The 21298-nt window shown below is 63.7% G+C and carries 19 protein-coding genes; 2 read left to right on the top strand and 17 right to left on the bottom strand.

Annotated features, from left to right (window positions below; genetic code table 11):
• Nucleotides 1-50: 50 nt before the first annotated feature.
• Together dnaE and ACYVB7_RS01660 are read left to right on the top strand one after the other, a co-directional pair.
• On the top strand, nucleotides 51-3638 hold the full coding sequence (gene dnaE / locus ACYVB7_RS01655; RefSeq protein WP_460504812.1) for a DNA polymerase III subunit alpha: 3588 nt from the start codon (nucleotides 51-53) through the stop codon (nucleotides 3636-3638).
• Nucleotides 3639-3719: 81 nt separating this feature from the next.
• Nucleotides 3720-4331: a hypothetical protein gene (locus tag ACYVB7_RS01660; protein ID WP_460504813.1), complete on the top strand. Its 612-nt coding sequence runs from the start codon at nucleotides 3720-3722 to the stop codon at nucleotides 4329-4331.
• 16 nt (nucleotides 4332-4347) lie between these two features.
• Here the strand turns inward: ACYVB7_RS01660 and ACYVB7_RS01665 are convergent, their stop codons facing one another.
• The 17 genes from ACYVB7_RS01665 to ACYVB7_RS01745 form a co-directional block, all read right to left on the bottom strand.
• Entirely contained in the window at nucleotides 4348-5145 is a 798-nt protein-coding gene (locus ACYVB7_RS01665; RefSeq protein WP_460504814.1) for an amino acid ABC transporter ATP-binding protein, read from the bottom strand.
• Complete coding sequence (locus tag ACYVB7_RS01670) at nucleotides 5132-5782, bottom strand: amino acid ABC transporter permease (protein ID WP_460504815.1); 651 nt, start codon at nucleotides 5780-5782, stop codon at nucleotides 5132-5134. The genes ACYVB7_RS01665 and ACYVB7_RS01670 overlap by 14 nt, the downstream gene beginning before the upstream one ends.
• Entirely contained in the window at nucleotides 5775-6446 is a 672-nt protein-coding gene (locus tag ACYVB7_RS01675; protein WP_460504816.1) for an amino acid ABC transporter permease, read from the bottom strand. Before ACYVB7_RS01675 ends, ACYVB7_RS01670 begins: the two co-directional genes overlap by 8 nt.
• 41 nt (nucleotides 6447-6487) lie before the next feature.
• The gene (locus ACYVB7_RS01680) at nucleotides 6488-7294 is read right to left on the bottom strand and encodes a transporter substrate-binding domain-containing protein (RefSeq protein WP_460504817.1); all 807 of its coding nucleotides are present in this window, start codon (nucleotides 7292-7294) and stop codon (nucleotides 6488-6490) included.
• Nucleotides 7291-8046 (bottom strand): GntR family transcriptional regulator, encoded by a 756-nt coding sequence (locus ACYVB7_RS01685; protein WP_460504818.1) that lies wholly within the window; start codon nucleotides 8044-8046, stop codon nucleotides 7291-7293. The genes ACYVB7_RS01680 and ACYVB7_RS01685 overlap by 4 nt, the downstream gene beginning before the upstream one ends.
• Nucleotides 8047-8248: 202 nt before the next feature.
• On the bottom strand, nucleotides 8249-9298 hold the full coding sequence (gene tolA, locus ACYVB7_RS01690) for a cell envelope integrity protein TolA (protein ID WP_460504819.1): 1050 nt from the start codon (nucleotides 9296-9298) through the stop codon (nucleotides 8249-8251).
• An 11-nt stretch (nucleotides 9299-9309) separates the two neighbouring features.
• Nucleotides 9310-9747: a biopolymer transporter ExbD gene (locus tag ACYVB7_RS01695; protein WP_460504820.1), complete on the bottom strand. Its 438-nt coding sequence runs from the start codon at nucleotides 9745-9747 to the stop codon at nucleotides 9310-9312.
• 14 nt (nucleotides 9748-9761) lie between these two features.
• Entirely contained in the window at nucleotides 9762-10469 is a 708-nt protein-coding gene (gene tolQ, locus ACYVB7_RS01700; protein WP_460504821.1) for a protein TolQ, read from the bottom strand.
• Nucleotides 10470-10501: 32 nt separating this feature from the next.
• On the bottom strand, nucleotides 10502-10957 hold the full coding sequence (ybgC, locus tag ACYVB7_RS01705; protein ID WP_460504822.1) for a tol-pal system-associated acyl-CoA thioesterase: 456 nt from the start codon (nucleotides 10955-10957) through the stop codon (nucleotides 10502-10504).
• Nucleotides 10958-10986: 29 nt separating this feature from the next.
• Nucleotides 10987-12213, bottom strand: a complete 1227-nt coding sequence (locus tag ACYVB7_RS01710; protein WP_460504823.1) for a pyridoxal phosphate-dependent aminotransferase — start codon at nucleotides 12211-12213, stop codon at nucleotides 10987-10989.
• Nucleotides 12214-12240: 27 nt separating this feature from the next.
• Nucleotides 12241-12759, bottom strand: a complete 519-nt coding sequence (nusB, locus tag ACYVB7_RS01715; protein ID WP_460504824.1) for a transcription antitermination protein NusB — start codon at nucleotides 12757-12759, stop codon at nucleotides 12241-12243.
• 4 nt (nucleotides 12760-12763) lie between these two features.
• On the bottom strand, nucleotides 12764-13228 hold the full coding sequence (gene ribH, locus ACYVB7_RS01720) for a 6,7-dimethyl-8-ribityllumazine synthase (RefSeq protein WP_460504825.1): 465 nt from the start codon (nucleotides 13226-13228) through the stop codon (nucleotides 12764-12766).
• Between the two features lie 2 nt (nucleotides 13229-13230).
• Entirely contained in the window at nucleotides 13231-14364 is a 1134-nt protein-coding gene (gene ribBA / locus ACYVB7_RS01725; protein WP_460504826.1) for a bifunctional 3,4-dihydroxy-2-butanone-4-phosphate synthase/GTP cyclohydrolase II, read from the bottom strand.
• Nucleotides 14361-15023: a riboflavin synthase gene (locus ACYVB7_RS01730; RefSeq protein ID WP_460504827.1), complete on the bottom strand. Its 663-nt coding sequence runs from the start codon at nucleotides 15021-15023 to the stop codon at nucleotides 14361-14363. The genes ribBA and ACYVB7_RS01730 overlap by 4 nt, the downstream gene beginning before the upstream one ends.
• Nucleotides 15024-15048: 25 nt before the next feature.
• Nucleotides 15049-15498, bottom strand: a complete 450-nt coding sequence (locus ACYVB7_RS01735; RefSeq protein WP_460504828.1) for a type IV pilin protein — start codon at nucleotides 15496-15498, stop codon at nucleotides 15049-15051.
• A gap of 31 nt (nucleotides 15499-15529) precedes the next feature.
• Entirely contained in the window at nucleotides 15530-20425 is a 4896-nt protein-coding gene (locus ACYVB7_RS01740; RefSeq protein ID WP_460504829.1) for a pilus assembly protein, read from the bottom strand.
• 7 nt (nucleotides 20426-20432) lie between these two features.
• Nucleotides 20433-21296 (bottom strand): pilus assembly PilX family protein, encoded by an 864-nt coding sequence (locus tag ACYVB7_RS01745; RefSeq protein ID WP_460504830.1) that lies wholly within the window; start codon nucleotides 21294-21296, stop codon nucleotides 20433-20435.
• Between the last annotated feature and the right edge of the window lie 2 nt (nucleotides 21297-21298).

The raw sequence follows: 21298 nt of genomic DNA on the forward strand, positions 1-21298 counted from the left end.
AAAACGGGGGCGCTGAAGGACTTTTTGCCGGGCTTCCTACAATCGACCGCATGTTTGCCCATTTGCGCCTGCACACCGAGTTTTCCGTCGTCGACGGCACCCTGAGGATCGACGATGCGGTGGCCGCCGCCGCCGCCGATGGCCAGCCCGCCATGGCCATCACCGACCTGTCCAACATGTTCGGGGCCATCAAGTTCTACAAGGCCGCACGCGGCGCGGGTGTGAAGCCCGTGCTGGGCACCGAGGTGTTTGTGCAGGGCCTGGGCGGGCCCGAGGCCCCGCTGCCCGGGCAGGTGGTGCCGCCGTCGGCACAGGCCTTGCCGCGGGTGCTGCTGCTGGTACAGGACCGCCAGGGCTACCTCAACCTGAGCGAGCTGCTGGCCCGGGGCTGGACGCGCAACGTGCACCGCGAGCAGGCCGTCATCACCTGGGAATGGCTGCAGGAGCTCAACGGCGGCCTCATCATGCTCAGTGGTGCGGGCAGCGGTCCGGTGGGCCAGGCCCTGCTGGCCGGTGACGAGCGCCGCGCCGCCGACGTGGCCTTGCAGGCCGCCAGCGTGTTCACCCACCGCTTCTACCTGGAGTTGCAACGCGCCGGCCACCCGGAAGACGAACGCCTGGTGCAGGCCACCGTGCCGCTGGCCGCCCGCCTGGGCCTGCCGGTGGTGGCCACCCATCCGGCGCAGTTCCTGACACCTGATGACTACGAGGCCCACGAGGCCCGGGTGTGCATTTCCGAGGGTGAAATCCTGGCCAACACCCGCCGCGTGCGCCGCTTCACCCGAGAGCAGTACCTGAAGGACAGCGCCCAGATGGAGGCCCTGTTTGCCGATGTGCCCAGCGCCATCGCCAACACGGTGGAAATTGCCCGACGCTGCAGCCTGACCCTGGTGCTGGGCAAGCCCCAGTTGCCCAATTTCCCCATTCCGCCGGTCGATGGGGTGGTGATGTCGGTGGAAGACTATTTCCGCCATGTGTCGCACGAGGGGCTGAAGGGCCGCCTGATCCACCTGTTTCCCAACGAGGCCGAGCGCGAGAAGGAGCGCCCGCGCTACGTGGAGCGGCTGGAGTTCGAGCTGAACACCATCTTGAAGATGGGGTTCCCGGGCTACTTCCTCATCGTGTCGGACTTCATCCAGTGGGCCAAGGAAAACGGCTGCCCCGTGGGGCCGGGCCGGGGCTCCGGGGCGGGTTCGCTGGTGGCGTATGCGCTGCTCATCACCGACCTGGACCCGCTCAAGTACAACCTGCTGTTCGAACGTTTCCTGAACCCGGAGCGGGTGTCCATGCCCGACTTCGACATCGACTTCTGCCAGTCCAACCGCGACCGGGTGATCGACTACGTGAAGGCCAAGTACGGCAAGGACGCGGTCAGCCAGATCGCCACCTTCGGCACCATGGCGGCCCGTGCCGCCATCCGCGACGTGGGCCGGGTGCTGGACTTCAGCTACGGCTTTTGCGACGGCATTTCCAAGCTCATCCCCAACAAGCCGGGCATGAGCGTGACGCTGCAATACCCGCCCGACCCGCCGGTGGACGGCGACAAGAACAACTACGCCATTGCCATGGAGCCGGTGCTGGCCCAGCGGCTGGTGCAGGAAGAGGACGTGAAAACCCTCATCGAGCTGGCGCAGAAGCTGGAGGGCATGACCCGCAACATCGGCATGCACGCCGGGGGCGTGCTGATCGCCCCGGGCAAGCTCACCGACTTCTGCCCGCTGTACCAGCAGCCCGGCAGCGAATCGGCCGTGAGCCAGTACGACAAGGACGACGTGGAGGCCGTGGGCCTGGTGAAGTTCGACTTCCTGGGCCTGGCCACGCTCACCATCCTGGAGATTGCTGCCGAGTTCATCCGCAAGCGCCACCCAGGGCAGGAGAAGTTTGCGTTCGAGAACGTGCCGCTGGAAGACCGGGCCACCTACAAGCTGTTTTCCGAGGGGCGCACCGAGGCCGTGTTCCAGTTTGAAAGCCGCGGCATGCAGGGCATGCTGCGCGACGCCAAACCCAGCCGCCTGGAAGACCTGATCGCCCTCAACGCCCTGTACCGCCCGGGCCCCATGGACCTGATCCCCAGCTTCGTGGCCCGCAAGCACGGGCGCGAGGAGGTGATCTACCCCCACCCGCTGGTGGAGAAGGTGCTGGCCGAGACCTACGGCATCATGGTCTACCAGGAGCAGGTGATGCAGACCGCCCAGGCCATGGGCGGCTACAGCCTGGGCGGCGCCGACATGCTGCGCCGCGCCATGGGCAAGAAGAAAGCCGAGGAAATGGCCGAACACCGGGCCATCTTCCGCAAGGGCGCGGCGGAAAAAGGCATCAGCGAGGAAAAGGCCGACGAGGTCTTTGACCTGATGGAAAAGTTCGCGGGCTACGGCTTCAACAAGTCGCACGCCGCCGCCTACTCGCTGCTGGCGTACCACACCGCTTGGCTCAAGGTCCACTACACCGCCGAGTTCTACGCCGCCAACATGACGGTGGAAATGGACAACACCGACAAGCTCAAGGTGCTGCACGCCGACGCGGGCACCTTCGGCATCTCCTTCGAGCCGCCCGATGTCAACCGCGGGGCCTACCGCTTCGAGCCCGTCAGCAACACCTGCGTGCGTTATGGGCTGGGGGCCATCAAGGGCACGGGCGAGCAGGCCATCGAAACCATCGTGGCCGCACGTCAGGCGGGCGGGCCGTTCAGCTCGCTGTTCGACTTCTGCCTGCGCGTGGACAAAGGCCGAGTCAACAAGCGCACGGTGGAAGCCCTGATCAAGGCCGGGGCGTTTGACAGCATCCACCTGGACCGCGCTGCCCTGCTGGCCAGCGTGGAGGTGGCGTTTGAATTTGCCGCCGCCGCCGCCGCCAATGCCAACCAGGGCGGGCTGTTCGACGTGTTCGACGACGGCGACGCCCATGGCAGCAGCCAGGCCGAACCGCCACTGGCCGAGTGCGCCCCCTGGGGCGTGCGCGAACGCCTGGGGCACGAAAAAACCGCCATCGGGTTTTACTTCTCGGGCCATTTGTTCGACGAGGTCGAGGCCGAGGTGCGCCGCTTTGCCCGCATCCGCATCGGCGAGGTGGCCGACAGCCGCGACCCGCAGCTGCTGGCCGGCATCGTGACCGAGCTGCGCGTCATCAACGGCCAGCGCGGCAAGCTGGGCCTGTTCAAGCTGGACGACAAGTCCGGTGCCATCGAGGCCAGCGCCGACGAAAACATGCTCAACCAGTACCGCGACCTGCTGAAGGACGACGAACTGGTGCTGGCCCAGGGCGTGGTGCAGAACGACCGTTTCTCGGGCGGGCTGCGCTTCAAGGTGCAAAAACTCTGGAGCCTGCCCGAGGCCCGCTGCCGCTTTGGCAAGTACCTGCGCGTGGGCGTCAACCCCCAGGTTCAGGGCCGCGAACTGCCGGTGGCCGAGCTGGTGGCCGCCCACCCGCCGCAGCGCCAACCCGACGATGGGGCCGGAGAATGGAGCGACGACGCCCGCGACCTGCTGCGCGGCCTGCCCGTGCGGGTGGCGCTGGAGCTGCCCGGCCTGCGTTGCGAGTTGGCGCTGGACCAGCGCTCGCTGTTTTTCCCCTCTGACGCCGCCCTGGCCATGTGGACCGCACAGGCCCACCCGCTCAAGGCCGAGCTGGTGTACGACTGAAGGGTTTGAGGTTTTTTGGCATCTGGCGCTTTATATCGTTGGGGTTGTTGCTATGAAAAATGTAGTTTTGGAGGTGCCGCCATGGAATGGCTAGGTTTGTTGATGCTGGTGGTGTTGGCGGTGCAGGGCATCAACCGCATGGAGCAGGCCGGGCGCGTGGCCCTGCTGGCGCAGCACCTCAGCCGTTTCCATGTGGAAAACCTCATGGGCCAGCTCACCGAAGGGTATTTGCGTGCGCTGGACACCACCGACGCCGACCGCCGACGCCAGTTGTGGGGCGCACTGGAATCCATGGAGCAGGAGTTGAGCCGCCAGTTCTCGGCCTTTGCCGAAGCCTTTGCCAAGGTGTATGGCGGGCACACCCTGGTCAGCCGCTTGCCGTTTGCATTGCCCCGGGCCACCCAGCTGTTTCCCAAGGCCACCATCGACCTGCGCCAGTTGTTGGGCCTGCACGCCCGCGGCATTGCCGACGTGGTGGCCAACCAGGCGGGTCGCAGCCAGCGCGACAAGGCCTACACCCTGACCGCCGAGCTCTACCTCATGCAGCACAGCTGCCAATGGTTTTGCCGCAGCAAAAACACCGCCAGCGCCCGCCTGCTGGCCCGCCACAAGACCAGCTATCAGCAGGTGCTGGGTGCGGTGTCTGAGGGCACCCGTCGCGCCTACACCGCCCTGGTGGGCGTGGCGCGCTGAGCGCTTCCCCCGGCGTTCAGCCGTGGATGGACGCCAGGAACTGCCGCAGTTCCGGCGTTTGCGGGTGGCCAAACAGCTCTTGAGGCGGTCCCATTTCATGCACCCGGCCTTGGTGCATGAAGATCACCCGGTCGCTCACCTTGCGGGCAAAGTTCATTTCGTGGGTGACCATCAGCAGCGTCATGCCTTCGGCGGCCAGGCTTTCCACCACGCTCAGCACCTCGCCCACCAGCTCGGGGTCCAGGGCCGAGGTGATTTCGTCGCACAGCAGCACGGCGGGGTCCATGGCCAGTGCGCGGGCAATGGCCACGCGCTGCTGCTGGCCGCCGGAGAGTTGGTCGGGGTAGGCGTCGAACTTGTCGGCCAGGCCCACACGCTGCAGCAACTGGCGGGCGCGTTGCTCCAGGGCCTTGGCGTCGGTCTTCTTGACCAGGCCCGGGGCCAGCATGACGTTGCGGCCCACGCTGAGGTGAGGGAACAGGTTGAATTGCTGAAAAATCATGCCCACGTGCTGGCGCAGGGTGCGCATGGCCACCGGGTCGGCGTGCAGCAGGGGCTGGCTGTCCACCGTCAGCGTGCCGTGCTGGAACACCTCCAGCCCGTTGATGCAACGCAGCAGCGTGCTTTTGCCCGAACCGCTCTTGCCAATGATGGCCACCACCTCGCCAGGGGCAACGTCCAGGGTGATGCCCTTGAGCACCTCGTGCGAGCCGTAGGACTTGCGCAACTCGCGGATGGCCACTGCAGGGGCGGTGGCCGCTGGGGTGGCGGCGGAGGCTGGGTGGGTTGTGGAGGGGGTTTCAACGGCGGACATTGAGCTTTTTCTCCAGGAAGCGGGCGTACAGGCTGATGGGGAAGCACAGCGCAAAGTACATCAGCGCCACGCACGAATAGACCAGAAAGGGCTTGAAGGTGGCGTTGGTGATCATGGTGCCGGCCTTGGTCAACTCCACAAACCCGATGACCGAGGCCAGGGCCGTGCCCTTGACCACCTGCACCAGAAACCCCACCGTGGGTGCCACCGCCAGCCGGGCGGCCTGCGGCAGCACCACATGGCGCAGCAGCTCCCCCGTGGACAGGGCCAGGCTTTGCCCGGCCTCCCACTGGCCCTTGGGCACCGACTGCACGCAGCCGTGCCAGATTTCGGTGAGGAAGGCGCTGCTGTACAGCGTCAGCGCCACGGCGGCGGCGGTCCAGGCGGAGGTGTCCACCCCCAGCAGCGCCATGCCGAAATAGGCCAGGAACAGCTGCATCAGCAGCGGTGTGCCCTGAAACAGTTGCACATAGAGGGCCACGCCCCGGCGTGCGCCGCGCAGCCCGGCGGCACGGGCCAGCAGCAGGCCCAGGCCCACCAGGCCACCGCCCACAAAGGCGATGAGCGACAGCGCCACCGTCCAGCGGGCAGCCAGCAGCAGGTTGCGGACGATGTCCCACAGCGAAAAATCAACCACGGCGGCCTCCGAACAGAAAACGCGGGCCCGCCCAGTTCAACGCCTGTCGCACCGCGATGGCCAGGGCCAGGTACACCAGCGTGGCGATGATGAAGGCCTCGAACGCACGGAAGTTGCGGCTCTGGATCAGGTTGGCGGCGTAGGACAGCTCGGGCGTGGAAATCTGTCCGCACACCGCCGAGCCCAGCATGACGATCACGATCTGGCTCACCAGCGCAGGCCACACCTTGCGCAGCGCGGGGGGCAGCACCACGTGCACAAAGGTCTGGCGCTCGGTCATGGCCAGGCTTTGTGCGGCTTCGATCTGGCCCTTGGGCGTGGCGTCCAGCCCGGCGCGCACGATCTCGGCGGCATAGGCCCCCAGGTTGATCACCATGGCGATCACACTGGCCCATTCGGGCGTGAGCTTCACACCCGCCGCGGGCAGGCCAAAGAACACAAAGAACAACTGCACGATGAAGGGGGTGTTGCGCACCAACTCCACGTAGCTGGCCACCCCCCAGCGCAGGGGGGCGGGCCCCTGGGTGCGGCCCCAGGCGCACAACACGCCCAGGGTCAGGCCCAGCAGGGTTGAGACGGCGGTGAGGCCCAGCGTCCAGGCCACACCGGTCAGCAGCAAGGGCCACTCGGCGGTGACCGCAGCAAAGTCAAGCGAGAGGGCCATGCCGTCTTGGGTGCTCAAACGTGCGGATCAGGCGCGGAGGCTCACTGGGGCAGGTCGCCGGCAGGGCGACCCAGCCACTTCTGGGCCAGCTTGTCGAGGTCGCCCGACTTCTTGGCCGCCGCAATCACGTCGTTCACCTTGGTGCGCAGCGCATCCTCACCCTTGGCCACGCCGATGAAGTTGGGGCTGTCCTTCAGCAGCAGCTTGTATTCGGCGTTGAGCTGGGGGTTCTTCTGCATCAGGTTGCCCGCCACCGACGCGCCGGTGGCGATCAGCTGCGTCTGGCCCGACACAAAGGCGGACACCGTGGCGTTGTTGTCTTCAAAACGCTTGATGTCGGTGTTGGCCGGGGCCACCTTGCCCAGCTCCTGGTCTTCCATGGCGCCGCGGGTCACGGCCACGGTCTTGCCGCCCAGGTCGGCCCAGCTCTTGATGCTGAGGCTCTTGGCCGCAAACACCGCCTGGAAGAAAGGCGAATAGGCCGAGGTGAAGTCGATGACCTTCTCGCGCTCGGGGTTCTTGCCCAGGGTGGAAATGACCAGATCGGCCTTTTTGGTCTGCAGGTAGGGGATGCGGTTGGCGCTGCTCACCGGCACCAGCTCCAGCTTGACGCCCATCTTGTCGGCGATCAGCTTGGCCATGTCCACGTCCAGGCCCTGGGGTTGCAGGTCCACGCCCACAAAGCCGTAGGGCGGGAAGTCGGTGGGGATGGCGATCTTGATGAGCTTGGCGTGGTTGATGCCGTCCAGCGCCGATTGGGCGTGGGCCGTGCCCAGGGAGGCGGCGAGGGCGCTGCACAGGCCCAGGGCCAGCAGGCTGCGTTTGGTGCGGGAGAGGGTGGCGGTCATAACAAGGCTCCTAGGTAGGTCGAGGGGGTGGAAGGGGCGGAATCGGACGCCGTGGTGTCGGCGAGGGGGGCGGCTGGTGGGACCGGGCGGTCCACCGGGCTCAGGGCGGCGCGCAGCTTGGCCAGCGGGTCGGTGTCGGCCTGCACGTTCAGGGCGGACTGCACCTGGCCGATGTGGGCGTCCATCAGCCGCTCGGCTTCGGCGTGGTCGCCCCGGCGCAGTGCGGCAACGATGGCCACGTGCTCGGCGCACGACTGGCGGGCGTCGTGGGTGGACTGGTACAGCATGGCAATGAGGGTGGTGCGGGCGGTGAAGTCGCGCAGCGTGTCGGCCAGCAGCTGGTTGCCCAGGCATTCGGCCAGGCAGACGTGGAAATCGCCCAGCAGGTAGCTGCGCTGGCCCACGTCCTCGCCGTCCAGGGCGGCCTGTTCTTCACGCACATGGGCGTCCAACCGGTCCAGCGCAGCACCGCCCATGCGCCCGGCGCTGCGGATCAAGCCCATTTCGATCACCCGGCGGGCTTCAAAGGCCTCGCGGGCCTCGGCCTGCGAGGGCTGCACCACGTACCAGCCGCGGCGCGAGCTGACGGTGACGATGCCGCGTGCAGCCAGCTGCATCAGCGCCTCGCGCACCAGGGTGCGGCTGCAATCGAACAGCATGGACAAGGCTTGCTCACCCAACCGCGCCCCAGGCTGCAGGCGCTGCGCCAGGATGGCTTCGACGATGCGGTTGGCGATGTCGGTGGAGTTCACGCGGGGGGCCGGTCAGGTTGAAACACGCTCTGACCTGCGTGATTGCGAAAACCGTGCCAACCGCATGCCAATCTTGTATGCAAGATCGGTGCACCGTGCTTGTGCCGTTGGCGGGGTGATCTCCGCGTCAGGGGGCAAAGCGGTGCGCGCGACAGGGTGCGGCACACCATGACGGTGCCTGCGGCGCGGGAAGCGGCCCCGGTCAGTCTTTGGGTTTGAACGTGATGTTCAGGGTGCCGGGCACGCGGCCATCGGTGTCGCGGGGCAGTTTGGCGGTGCGGTCCAGGGCCTTCAGCACGGCCTCGTCCCAGGCGGCGTTGCCACTGCTCTTGACGATGCGGCGCGAGGCAATGGTGCCGTCGGGCAGGGTGCGCACCTCCACCTCGGCTGCGGGGTTGCCCACCGGTGTGTCGGTGAACACGATGTTGGGCCGCACCGCACCCACGATGCGCCCGGCGTAACCCGCGGACGGTCCGCCGGACTGGGTGTCGGTGCCCGTGCTGCCCGCCGCGCCCGTGGCCCCGGCCATGCCGGCCATGCGTTTCATGTAGTCCGCTTTGTTGCTTGCGGCTTGGTCCTTTGCCGCTTTGTCAGCCTTGTCTTTGGCGGCCTGTTCCTTGGCTGCTAGCTCTTTCGCCGCTTTGTCCTTGGCGGCTTTATCGGCCTTTTCTTTCGCGGCTTTGTCGCGCTCCGCTTTCTCTTTGTCCGCCTTGTCCTTGGCGGCCTTGTCTGCCCGCTCCTTCTCCTGGCGCTCCCGATCGGCCTTGAGCTTGGCGGCCTTGTCCTTTTCGGCCTTTTCCGCTTTTTCGCGCTCGGCTTTTTCCTTATCCGCCTTTTCTTTCTCGGCCTTCAGCCGTGCCGCTTCAGCCGCTTCCTTTTCCAGCTTCTCGCGCTTCTTCTTTTGGGCGATGGCGATTTCGGCCTCCCGCTCGTCCACGGTGGGGGTGGGCGGTGTGGGGCGTGCAGGCGGTTGCACCACGGGCGGAGGCGGCGGTGGCGTGCGGTCCACGGGGGGCGGCGGCGGCGGAGGGGGCTCGGGGGCCTCGTCCACCAGGCGCGGAGCGGCCACGCGGGGCACGGCGGACCACAGTTCCGCCTGGGCCACCACGGTGGGGGTGTCCTTGTTCCACGAAATGCCCCAGGTCAACGCCGCCACCAGCAGCGCATGGGCCACCAGGGCCAGCAGCAAGGGCCCGCCCCAGCGACGTGGGTCGGGCGGCAGCAGGCTGTCGGGCGTGGCGGCGGGGGTCATGGGGCGGGTGTTCAGGGGGTGGTCTGCACCGACAGGCCCACGCGCTGCACGCCGTTGCGTTGCAGGGTGTCCATGACCTTGACCACCACCTCGTACTTCACCGTCTTGTCGGCGGCGATGATCACCGGCACCTCGGTGTTGGGCAGGCCGGTGTCCTGGATCAGGCCCTTGACCTGTTCGGCCACCGAGGTGAGGGTGGCGGTGCGCTTGGTGGTGCCTTCCTTGACCTGGAGTTTTTCGTCCTTGTCGATCTGCACCTGCACAAAACGGTCAGGGGCCTTGGCGGCCTTGCCCACGCTGGGCACGTTGATGACGCTGGGCGAAATGAGCGGTGCGGTCACCATGAAAATGATGAGCAGCACCAGCATCACGTCGATGAAGGGCACCATGTTGATGTCGGCCATGGCGCGGCGGCCACGGCCTCGGCCTCGGGATGCAACGGCGGGCATGGGGGGTTCCGGGTTCAGCGGCCCGAGGGGCTCTGGCTGCTGGCGGCTGCGGCACCCAGGCTGCGGTGCAGGATGTTGGAGAACTCTTCCTGAAAGGTTTCCAGCCCGTTGGCAATGCGGTCGATGTCGTGTGAATAGCGGTTGTAGGCCACCACCGCCGGGATGGCGGCAAACAGCCCGATGGCGGTGGCCACCAGTGCCTCGGCAATGCCGGGGGCCACGGTGGCCAGGGTGACTTGCTGCATGCTGGCCAACCCGGTGAAGGCGTGCATGATGCCCCACACCGTGCCGAACAGGCCCACATAGGGCGACACCGAGCCGACCGAGGCCAGGAAGGCCAGGTTGGCTTCGATGGTGTCCAGCTCGCGCTGGAAGCTGGCCCGCATGGCGCGGCGGGCGCCGTCGAGCAGGGCACCGGGGTCGGTGATGCGGCGCTCACGCAGCTTCTGGTACTCGCGCATGCCGTTGGCAAAGATGCGTTCCATGGGGCCGCCGTTGCGCCCGCTTTCGTTGGCGGTGGCGAACAGCTCGTTCAGGCTGGTGCCCGACCAGAAGTTGCGCTCGAACTCGTCGTTCAGGTTCACCACGCGCTTCAGGGCGAACAGTTTGCGGAAGATGACGGCCCAGCTGGCGATGGAGCCCAGGATCAGCAAGGCCACCACGGCCTGCACCACCCAGCTCGCGTGCATCAGCAATTGGACGATGGAGAGGTTGTTGCTCATGGGGATGACAGAGGGTGTTGGGTCAAAAAAGTTCAGCCGGGCTGGCAGGCCGACAGCAGACGGAGCACAAAGGCGGGGATGCGTTGGGGGCGCAGGTTGTGGGTGTCCACCCAGCCCACGCGCACCTTGGCCTCGCTCAGCAGCACGGGGGCAGTGTTGGCTGCGTCTTCAGGGGGCAGCAACCAGGCCTGTTGGTGCAGGTCCAGGCTGGCGCGGCCCGCCTGGGTCAGTTGGGCGGTGACACGCAGGCGGTCGTCCAGCCGGGCGGGGCGCAGGTAGCGGATGTCCACCTGCGACACCACGAACATGCCGCCGTGCTGGTCTTTCAGGGCCTGCTGGCCCAGGCCCAGGTGGCGCAACCACTCGGTGCGGGCACGCTCGAAAAAGCGCAGGTAGTTGGCGTAGAACACGATGCCACCGGCGTCGGTGTCTTCCCAGTAGACGCGCACAGGAATGTCAAAAACAGGAGCTGCTTGCGCTTTATTCATAAGCGCTAGAGGCAGTTTTTGCTTGAAATTCAACCCAGCACCCGCTGCAGCCGATGCACGGCTTCCTGCAATTGCGCCATGCTGTTGGCGGTGGAAAAGCGGATGTAGCGCTGCGGGTTGGCCGTGCCGAAGTCGCGCCCCGGCGTGGCGGCCAGGTGGGCGCGTCGCATCAGCTCAAACGCAAAGTCCCAGCTGCCGTGGGCGGCGCCGTCGGTGCGCAGGCCCCAGGCCTGGCAGGCGGCGGTGCAGTCGGCCCAGGCGTAGAACGCGCCATCGGGCATCACGGGCACGGTCAGCCCCAGGCGGTTGAGCTGGGGAATGAAGTAGTCGCGCCGGGCCTTGAACTCGGCGCGGCGGCGCTCGTACTCGGCCAGGCTGTCTGCTTCAAAACAGGCCAGGGCGGCGTGCTGGCTCACGGTGCTGGGGCAGATGTACAGGTTTTGCGCCAGCCGCTCCACCACCGGCACCAGGGCCGTGGGCACCACCAGCCAGCCCAGGCGCCAGCCGGTCATGTTGAAGTACTTGGAAAAGCTGTTGATGCTGATGAGGTGCTCGCCCAGGGCGGAGCCGTCGTCACCCTTCAGTCCCAGCGCGGTGTGGCCGTAGGTGTCGTCAAAGCTCAGGCCCAGGTAGATCTCGTCGATCAGCGTCACCCCGTCGTGGGCCTGCACCACCTGGGCGATGCGGCGCAACTCGTCGGGGTGGATGGAGGTGCCGGTGGGGTTGGATGGCGAGGCCAGCAGCACGCCGCGCGTGCGCTCCCCCCAGGCGGCCTGCACCTGCTCGGCACTGAGCTGGAAACGCTGTTCCGGCCCGCAGGGCAGCAGCACCGCCGTGCCCTCGGCGGCGCTGACAAAGTGCCGGTTGCAGGGGTAGCTGGGGTCGGGCATCAGCACCTCGTCGCCCGCGTCGATCAAGGCCAGGCAGGCGAGCTGCAGCGCGGCGGAAGCACCCGCGGTCAGCACGATGCGTTCGGGGGCCACCTGGGCCCCGAAGCGGCTGGCGTACCAGTCGCTGATGGCCTGGCGCAGCGCGGGCAGGCCGGTGGCCTGGGTGTACTGGGTGAGCCCGTCGCGCACGGCGCGCTCCGCGGCCTGTTGCACCAGGGGCGGGGCGGTGAAGTCGGGTTCCCCGATGTTCAGGAAGATCATGGGTGCGTCATCGGCACCCAGGCCCGCCGCCATCTGGCTGGCGGCCTTGGCCACTTCCATCACGTAAAACGGGTCGATGCGCTCGGCGCGGCGGGCAATCCTCATGGGGTGTCGGTCTGGCTGCGTGGGCGTTCAGGCTTTGCTGCCGTTGCGCTGCGCAGCGGCTTCCAGCGCGCGCCATTGCTGCCCCAACTGGTGCAGCACGCCGTTGACGTACTTGTGTCCGTCGGTGCCGCCGAAGGACTTGGCCAGTTCGATGCACTCGTTGATGACCACGCGCAGCGGCACGTCCAGGCAGTGTTTCAGCTCGTAGGCCCCGATCCACAACACGCCGTGCTCAATGGGCGACAGCTCGACCATGGGGCGGTCCAGCAGCGGGGTGAGGGCGGTGTCCAGCTCGGTGGCCTGGGCAATGCAGCCGTGCAGCAGCGCGTCGTAATGGGCGCTGTCGCACTTGTGAAAGCCGCTCAGGTCGCGGGTGAACAGGTCGATGTCGCTCGCTTCGTTGCGGCCCACCAAATGCTGGTACAGGGCTTGCAGCGCAAATTCGCGGGCGCGGGTGCGGCCCGATTTGTCGGCGGCCTTGCGGGGGCGCTTGCTTTGAGGGGCAGGGGTGGAGGGGGAGGCGGTGTCGGGCGTGGTGTCGGTCATGCGTTCAACCCAGTTCTTCCAGCAGGTTGGCCATTTCCACGGCCACACGGGCGGCGTCCACGCCTTTTTCGGTCTGGCGGGCCACGGCCTGTTCGAGGTTTTCGGTGGTCAGGATGGCGTTGGCGATGGGCAACTGGTGGTCCAGCGACACACGGGTCACCCCGGCACCGGATTCGTTGGCCACCAGTTCAAAGTGGTAGGTCTCGCCGCGGATGATGCAGCCCAGGGCCACCAGGGCGTCGTACTGCTCGGAGTCGGCCATGGCCTGCAGGGCCACGGGCACTTCCAGGGCGCCGGGCACCTTCACCAACTGGATGTCGTCGGCGGCCACGCCCAGGGCCTTCAATTCGCCGGTGACGGCGTCGGCCAGGGCGTTGGTGATGGATTCGTTGAACCGCGCCTGCACGATGCCAATGCGGAGTCCCTTGCCGTCGAGGCGGTCGGCTTTGCCTTTTTCTGCGCCAAACATGTTCAGTTCATTTCCTTGGAGACAAAACCCACCACTTCCAGGCCATACCCGGCCATGCTGGGCATGCGGCGGGCTTGGCTCAGCAATTCCATCTTGTGCACGCCGCATTCACGCAGGATTTGCGCGCCCACGCCGTAGGTCCGCAGGTCCATGCGGCCCCGTTCGGGCGCCTGGGCGGAACGTGCCGTGCCCTGGAACTGGGCCAGCAGTTGTTCGGCCGACTCACCGCAGTTGAGCAGCACGGCCACGCCACAGCCTTTGGCGTCGAGGTAGCGCAGGCTGGACTCCAGGCTCCACGAGTGCATGGAGCGGCCCACCTCCAGCGTGTCCAGCACCGACAGGGGCTCGTGCACCCGCACCGGCACCACGGTGTCGGGAGTCCACTGCCCTTTGACCAGGGCCAGGTGCAAGGCACCACTGGGCTTGTCGCGGAAGGCATGGGCGGTGAAGGTGCCAAAGGCAGTTTGCAAAGGACGCTGGCCCACGGGGGCAATGAGCGACTCGGTGCGGCTGCGGTGTTCGATCAGGTCGGCAATGGTGCCGATCTTCAGCCCGTGTTCGGCGGCGAACAGTTGCAGGTCAGGCAGGCGGGCCATGGTCCCGTCGTCCTTCATGATCTCGCAAATCACCGCGGCGGGCGTGCAACCGGCCATGGCGGCCAGGTCACAGCCGGCTTCGGTGTGACCGGCGCGCATCAGCACACCGCCGTCCACCGCCTGCAGCGGGAAGATGTGGCCAGGTTGCACCAGGTCGGACGCCTGGGCGTTGGGGGCGACCGCTGCGGCCACGGTGCGGGCACGGTCCGCGGCGGAAATGCCGGTGGTCACGCCCTCGGTGGCCTCGATGGACACGGTGAACGCCGTGCCCATCTTGGTGCCGTTGCGCGGGACCATGGGGGGCAGTTGCAGGCGTTCGCAACGCTCGCGGGTCAGGGTCAGGCAGATCAGGCCCCGGCCATAACGGGCCATGAAGTTGATGGCTTCGGGCGACACATGGTCGGCGGCCAGCACCAGGTCACCTTCGTTCTCGCGGTCTTCCTCATCCACCAGGATGACGATGCGACCGGCTTTCATGTCGGCCACGATGTCTTCCACCGGCGAGATGGGGACGGGTTTCAGGGGAGTGGGAGCGGTCATGCCATGTCCTTGGGGGTGGCGGGAAACGCGCCGCATTGCAGCATGCGTTCCACGTAGCGCGCCACGGTGTCGATTTCGAGGTTGACCTGGGCACCTTCGGTGAGGTCGCCCAGGGTGGTGTTTTCAACGGTGTGCGGGATGAGGTTGATGCTGAACTCGCACCCTTGGGGGCCATCCGCCACGTGATCCACCACCTGGTTGATGGTGAGGCTCACGCCATTGATGGCCACCGAGCCCTTGTACGCCAGAAAGCGTGCCAGGGCCTGCGGGGCCAGGACGCGAAGCTCCCAGCTCTCGCCCACCTGGGCAAACCGGGTGACCTGGCCCACCCCGTCCACATGCCCGGAGACGATGTGCCCACCCAGGCGCTCGTGCGCCGCCAGGGCTTTTTCGAGGTTGACCCGTCGGCCTTCGTCGGCCAAGCCGCTGGTGCGGGCCAGTGACTCGGCGGAGATGTCGATGGTGAACTGATCGCTGGCCGGGGTGAGCGTGGTGACCGTCATGCACGCGCCGTTGAGCGCAATGCTGTCGCCCAGGCTCACATCGCTCAGGTACCCGGGCGGTGCAGTGATGGTGAGGCGTTTGCCATGTTGGGCGCTGTCGCCCAAAGGGCGAAGGGCGGTGATGCGCCCGACGCCGGTGATGATTCCGGTGAACATCCTGCGATTGTCGCAGGTTGGGGACTCACTTGCTCCAGCACTCGTCTTTCGTTTTGGTGCCGCCTGCCACGTCTTTCACGCCCGTGTTGGTGAGTGTGAAGTTGCCGCAGGCATCGGAGGCCATGGATCCTACTCGGGTGGCTTTCAGCTTATAGGCATTCCGTGTTGGCGGAGTGTCAAAGGCAATGGTGTAATTTGCCGTGCCTGATTCGGGGGACTGGGTGAAGGGCAATACCACCGCAACGCCGGCTGGTGTTTGGTCGTAGCGATAGTTTTGCGAATAGTACTTTTCCATCCACATCTGTGCGTTCAGCAATTGCTTTTGCACGTCGCCGCGCTTTCCTCTGCGAATGAATTCGGCATAACTTGGGATGGCAATGCTGGCCAGGATGCCCACGATGGCCACCGTGATCATGAGTTCAATCAGCGTGAACCCCCGCTGATGGACCGGTTTGAAAGCGCGTGCTTGAGTCATGGTGATTCCAGATGAGGGACGGTTACGCATGTCAGTTCAAGGTTCGCATGTTGGGGATTTCGCGCCAGTGGCTGCGGGAGGGTGTGACGTCGGCACCTGTGAGTGTGTCCACTCCAGCGCCATCTGCCTTCGCACCCAAACCGACCACCACGCGCTTGCCGTTGATCACCATGATGCCCACGGTTCGCTTTTGCACAGGACCACCGCGTGTCGGATCGCCGCTACCACCACCGTCGACGGAGACGATGTTGACCGGGTCTCCTCCCACGGTGATGGTGCCCAAATTGTTCACCTTGGGTGTGCCCACGTAAGGGTCCACTGCCCAGAATGCCGTCAGCGGGGCATCGCCAAAACACTTGTCAGCAGTGCCTGAACTTCCCCGAACCGTGGTGAAAAACAAGGTGCCCAGCGCAATTTCAGGCGTGCTGATGAGCACCTCGTTGGTGGCCGACGACGAGGAGGACAACGGTGGGAATTCAATGTACCAGCCGTCGTACAACGCCTTGTTGAAGGTAGAGACCTTCACCGAACCCGATATTTCGGCCGCAATGTCGATGTAGGTCACATTGCCCACACGCTTGGCTGTGCGCTTGACCATCTTGGTGAGAGGAATGGGGGTGTTTGTGGCTGTATAACGTGTGGTGCCTTCGTCGTACACACTGTAGAACCGCTGAGGTAGAGAGCTGTCGGGAAAGTCGTTTGTGCCAATGGCCTTGCCGGTCCCAAACCCGACCATTACCCCCCCTGCGCTGGGGAATGAGATCACGGGGGCTGTGGTCACAGGTATGCGGCTGGCACCTGATTTGGCTTCCATCAAGGGTTTGCCATTCACAGCCGCCCACGAGGCAGGAGAGCTGCTGCTGACATTGAACTTCCACAGCCGACCCAGCAGGTCAGTGGCGTAAAGGGTGTCCGCCTTGCCATCGCGGTCGGTGTCTGCCCAGGTGACACCCATCAAACCGTTGCCTGTTTCGTTGTCCGTGGCCAGCTTCACGTAGTTCGTTCCTGCCGTCCAACTGCCCCCTGTGGGGCCGTCAACGAACAAGATGTACAGGTAGGCTTTGCCGTTCGTGGAATTGACGCCGTTGGGAATCAATACGGCATATTTCCCATTTTGCATTCGAACCACGGGTGTGGCTTGGCCAGAGTCCGGGTGAGTTTTGGCGTCTCCAAGCACATAACCCAAATCGGCATCGTCATTCGAGGTGAACATCCACTTGAACACACTGCCTGCATTGGACTCATTCAGGCTGGACGTATTGGTCACATCTAATGCAAAAACAGCTTTGCCGCCACGGCCCAGGCTGCTGAACAAATACGTCTTCCAAGCCCCGGCCACCGTAACGTCTGCGGTGAATGGGCTGCCGTCCATCCCGGGGCCTGCATTCTTCGCGGTGCTGGGCGTGGGCAGCGACAAACTGCGCAATTGTCCCAGCAGGGGCGAAGGCACATAAGACAATACGGGTGTGCCCAGTCCGGTTCCCGAAGCGGCAAAACCGTGCAGCATGCCATCGGCTGCGCCCACCCACAGGATGTCCCGCCTGTTGCGCTGAGCCGTGACGAAGGTGCTGTATTTCGGCTCTGCGCCGAAGTTGGGCAACTGCCGCGCTGCCGGGATGGATTGCAACCAAGGGGATGAGTTGATCACGGCACCCATCAGATAACGGGTGGTGGAGCTGACGGGCAATGACGTGTCTTGCACCCGGTAACGCCAGAGTTCGGTGCTGCCGGGGGTTTTTTCGTGAGTCGTGTCGCCACGGATGTAATCGATCAGGCTGTCCGTTTCGGTCTCGGTTCCCGTGGACTTGAGGGCCAAATAGGGGGCGGCGGCGTTGCCGCCCAAGCCAGATTTCGTGAATACAGCCCCCGACGTCCCGATGTTGGTGATCACCTGACGGTAACTGGCGGGCGTTTGCGCCAGGGTTTTGGAGCCGTCCCAGGTGGGGCTGGTCTCGAAGCTGCCATCGGACTTCAGCTTGTAGGCCAGCACCGTTCCCCAGCGATGGTCGTTGCTGAAGGTTGCGGTGTACACATAGCCTCCGGCGGTGAGTTGCGCCGAAGACACAGCCGGTGCCGCGTTGGAATTGGAGGTGATTTTGTCGAACAGGGCATCCAGACGCTTTTCCAGCAGGTCCGGGCGGCGGGCCAGGAAATAACCGTCTGGAATGCCGTCAGGACAGGCGCTGGAACTGCATGCGACACCGTTGTTGCTTTCAACATCCCACTTTGAAGATGCGTCTGGCATCTCAGTGCTGCTCTCGCTATCCGGGGTGAAGCTGCCGTATTTCGCGGCGTACCACAAAGGATCTTCCAATGTCACTGAGGCAGCTCCAGTCATGTCAAACGTGATGGAGACAGGTGAGTCCTGGTTCTTCACACACAGATAGCCGGGAACACCCCACGAGCCACAGTCGGTGTTGACGTTGGAAGATGCGGTCGCGCACGCATTGACGCCACTTTGCCCCGTGCCCATGGCCCCCGCCGCGATGCCGGGGAAAACCCCGTTAGAGGCCAGGGAAACGGTCGCCAAATTGGTGGATGCCTTGTACCCCGCATATCCACAGAGCGAGCTGGGTGTGCGGGTGGCGAAATAGTTGCCGGGTGATAACCAATCGTGCGTCAAGTAACGCCCATCTTTGGTTGTGCCAATGATGGAATATCCGAAGGTAGCCGAGGCACCACCCATGCCCGCCATGATGTCGGTTGTGATTTTGATTTGGTTTCCACCAATCAAGTCATACCGCAAGAAGCCTGCCAAGTCACCGTCGTAGTCTCCCCCAAACTGCACGTCATTGACTGTGGCCACAAACGTACCGTGGGTGGCAGACGAGCTGATGGACGAAAAAGTCAACACGGCCCCCGGCATGGCTTGGGTTCCATTGTGGTTGAACAGGGACTCCGGCGTGATGTAAACGTATTTTTGAGGGGATGTCCCGGGAATGGGAACTTCCACGCGTGGAACCCCGCCAGCCATGGCGGCGGCATAGGTCTTCACTTTGAGGGCATGAGCAGGAGCGTCTGACGGGAGACTTGCTGTGCTGACTTTGTTGGTGTTTCCGTAGAGGGCGGCACCTGCAATCTTGTAGCCCCCTTTCAATGCAGGAGCCACAGGGCAGATGCCGGACGCAGCACTGAGGGAGGGAATGGTTTTGGCGGAACATTCCTCACCAAAACCTGAGCTGGTGTTGCCAACTGACCGCAGTGTTCCTTGAATGCCCTCGGCTACTCCGATCACGTCGGTGAACTGACTCAAGCTGCCTCTGCTGCGGTTGGGCAGCGTCGCAAAAGCGCTTTCAGCATCGTCACCGTCGTAGCTCAGGGCGCTGCTGGAGATTGTCAGCATGTTCAAGGGGCGGCACACCCCTTTACCGTAGTTCTTTTTCCGCCAATCCAAGGTGGTGCCATTGTCCGTGACATTGATGGCATAGCTCAGAGGGTTCTTCCACGTGGCAATGGGCATGCCGACGCCGCTGTCATTGCTGGTGCTTGTCGGGTTGGTGGATGACAAACCGGCGTAGTACTGCAAAGCCTGTGTCAGCATTTCACCCAAGGGATTTCCCCAAGCCGGGAAGGTGCCGTTGGTCAGAGAGTCTGGGTAGGTTCCATATCCATTACCAACATAATTGCCTGATTCACGGCCAAACAAGATGATTGAGTCGAGCGCTTTGATCAGGCCACTGGAGGTGTAGTTTCGACCACTTCCATCGGTCAAGGTGCCGCTGCAATTGGCGCCGCTGCTGAAACAAAATTGCCCTGTGAGTCGGTTGATTTCGTCAGAAAGATCTCCAATGTTCTTTCTGAGCGCACCTGCCTTCAGATTCAAGTCGTAAGACCCGGTGATCAGGCCAAATTCCGCTCTGGCCGAGGAGGGTAATGTACCCGACGGCGCGCTACCATATTTCTGCAAAAGCCCAATGGGCTTGTGGACCGTGGTGGAACCATTGGTGTAGGCTTGGCAGCGCTCTTCTCCGATTTGGCCATCCACACAAACTTTGACCTTGAGGTTAAGGATGGGGCCAATGGAGCTGTAAGTGGCACCATCGGTGTTGGCAGACGGAATGTTGGTTTCGTGAGGTACCGACCCGCCGCCGTAATAACTTTGAGAAGATGCGTAATATCGACTCAGCTTGGACCTGAAATCAAACGCGATGGTGTAGTTGTCTGTGTCTCTGAAGTTGCAAACAGTGCCTTCAATCACAGACCATAAACGATAGTTGCCTTTGGCCAACCGCATTTGCGCCGTGCTGGAGGAACCTGTGTCCTGTGCGCTGCCGGTGATGCACATGGTCAAACCGGCGTAGGTGTTGGCATTGGTGCCCGTGGATTTGGTAAGGTTTGCGGTGGTGAAGGGTGTGTAATCCCGAATGTCGGTGCCGTTGTAATATTTCACAAACGAGTGAGAGTCCCGCGACAGCCGTGCCACATGCAACACGGTGTCGGTGGTGGAATCGGTGGAACGTTGACCACCGTACAACATTTTTCGAATGATGTCCAAGCGTGTCATGGACGCCCAGTTCAGAAAGTTACCTGCCCATTGGCCCGATCCTCCACAAACGTATCGCCCCCCGTTGATCGACGCATTGGCCGACGGGGAAAACATGCCACTGCTGTAGGTGTAGCACTTGGTGGCGTCGAAATAGCCGTAATACTTGAAGGTGGGCTTGAAGGTGACGTCGAGAACGCCATCGCCATCAAGGTCTTCAAAGTCGGTGTACATGGGGCCAAACAAGGTGTGATCCTTGCTGGCGGTCAACATCATCATGGGCTTGTTGTTGCCTGCCGTGTCCACGTTGGGTGGAACGGTGGGTGACATGGCCGTGGATGTGTTGGGTGGGGCTGCGTGGGTTGTCACCAAACAGGCCACACAGGCCAAGGCACTCAGATGTTTTGCAAGATTTCTGCTGTGAATGGAGGTTGTTTTCAGCATGGTGGTCTCACTTCACAAACAATTGGAAATAGCTTTGCAGCAAAACTTCAACTTTTGGGTTAGGTTTTCCGTCGATGTCGGTGTCTTGCAATGAGGCACCAAAACCTCTGGCGGTGATGCGGAACAAATAACATGTTCCTTTGGCATTTCCTGGGGAAAGCCCTTGTTCGTCAGCAGACGCTTTGCTGGATCCACCTGAGCTCGTGCGCGATGTACATTCAAATTTGGATTCGACAGCTGCGGCCCCCATTGCTTCTGGGGACATGATTTCAATCAGGTATTCAGGCTGGCGGGCCACGCCTACCATGGAGGGGGTGCCTGTGTACGTACCCAGTGGCACACCACCGGTGCCGCTCCCACAGGTGAAATTGGGTGATCCGTCTGCATTAACATTGTTGCCCCAATCACCTCCTTTGTTGTTGGGCCACCAGGGGGCGCCTTTGTTGGCAGGTGTGGCGTCATCCCATTGAACGGCGTATCTGGTGGCCGAGGAGATGCCGCACTGACCCTCCAGACAATTGTTGGTGAACTCAGCGGAATCGGTGGCAGATGCAATGCCTTTGGTTCGCATCAGGCTGGCTTCCCGCCCGCATTTTGCACCTGTCAGCGTGAAAAGCCCGTCGGGTTCAGGAATTCGAAGGTCCAGTTCGGCATCGCGCAAAGCAGCTTCAGCAGCTTGTCGAGCGACTTGGTATTCCAATTCATTGTGGGCCTGTTTTTCCAGTAGGGTCACATTTCGAACGCCAAAGGCCGCCAAGCCTGACAAGATTAGCATGAAAATCAACACCATCACCAAAGAGATCCCTTGCTGGTGATGGCGTCTGATGGTCGAAACGGTGGGGTGGAATTTTGGATGTATATTTTTGCACATGA

It is taken from the genome of Hydrogenophaga soli (genome assembly GCF_054777695.1).

What these genes read in the sequence shown, in the direction of transcription:
- dnaE (WP_460504812.1), top strand. Translation starts at nt 51, where the DNA reads ATGTTTGCCCATTTGCGCCTGCACACCGAGTTTTCCGTCGTCGACGGC.
- ACYVB7_RS01660 (WP_460504813.1), top strand. Translation starts at nt 3,720, where the DNA reads ATGGAATGGCTAGGTTTGTTGATGCTGGTGGTGTTGGCGGTGCAGGGC.
- ACYVB7_RS01665 (WP_460504814.1), bottom strand. Translation starts at nt 5,145, where the DNA reads ATGTCCGCCGTTGAAACCCCCTCCACAACCCACCCAGCCTCCGCCGCC.
- ACYVB7_RS01675 (WP_460504816.1), bottom strand. Translation starts at nt 6,446, where the DNA reads ATGGCCCTCTCGCTTGACTTTGCTGCGGTCACCGCCGAGTGGCCCTTG.
- ACYVB7_RS01680 (WP_460504817.1), bottom strand. Translation starts at nt 7,294, where the DNA reads ATGACCGCCACCCTCTCCCGCACCAAACGCAGCCTGCTGGCCCTGGGC.
- tolA (WP_460504819.1), bottom strand. Translation starts at nt 9,298, where the DNA reads ATGACCCCCGCCGCCACGCCCGACAGCCTGCTGCCGCCCGACCCACGT.
- ACYVB7_RS01695 (WP_460504820.1), bottom strand. Translation starts at nt 9,747, where the DNA reads ATGCCCGCCGTTGCATCCCGAGGCCGAGGCCGTGGCCGCCGCGCCATG.
- tolQ (WP_460504821.1), bottom strand. Translation starts at nt 10,469, where the DNA reads ATGAGCAACAACCTCTCCATCGTCCAATTGCTGATGCACGCGAGCTGG.
- ybgC (WP_460504822.1), bottom strand. Translation starts at nt 10,957, where the DNA reads ATGAATAAAGCGCAAGCAGCTCCTGTTTTTGACATTCCTGTGCGCGTC.
- ACYVB7_RS01710 (WP_460504823.1), bottom strand. Translation starts at nt 12,213, where the DNA reads ATGAGGATTGCCCGCCGCGCCGAGCGCATCGACCCGTTTTACGTGATG.
- nusB (WP_460504824.1), bottom strand. Translation starts at nt 12,759, where the DNA reads ATGACCGACACCACGCCCGACACCGCCTCCCCCTCCACCCCTGCCCCT.
- ribH (WP_460504825.1), bottom strand. Translation starts at nt 13,228, where the DNA reads ATGTTTGGCGCAGAAAAAGGCAAAGCCGACCGCCTCGACGGCAAGGGA.
- ribBA (WP_460504826.1), bottom strand. Translation starts at nt 14,364, where the DNA reads ATGACCGCTCCCACTCCCCTGAAACCCGTCCCCATCTCGCCGGTGGAA.
- ACYVB7_RS01730 (WP_460504827.1), bottom strand. Translation starts at nt 15,023, where the DNA reads ATGTTCACCGGAATCATCACCGGCGTCGGGCGCATCACCGCCCTTCGC.
- ACYVB7_RS01735 (WP_460504828.1), bottom strand. Translation starts at nt 15,498, where the DNA reads ATGACTCAAGCACGCGCTTTCAAACCGGTCCATCAGCGGGGGTTCACG.
- ACYVB7_RS01740 (WP_460504829.1), bottom strand. Translation starts at nt 20,425, where the DNA reads ATGCTGAAAACAACCTCCATTCACAGCAGAAATCTTGCAAAACATCTG.
- ACYVB7_RS01745 (WP_460504830.1), bottom strand. Translation starts at nt 21,296, where the DNA reads ATGTGCAAAAATATACATCCAAAATTCCACCCCACCGTTTCGACCATC.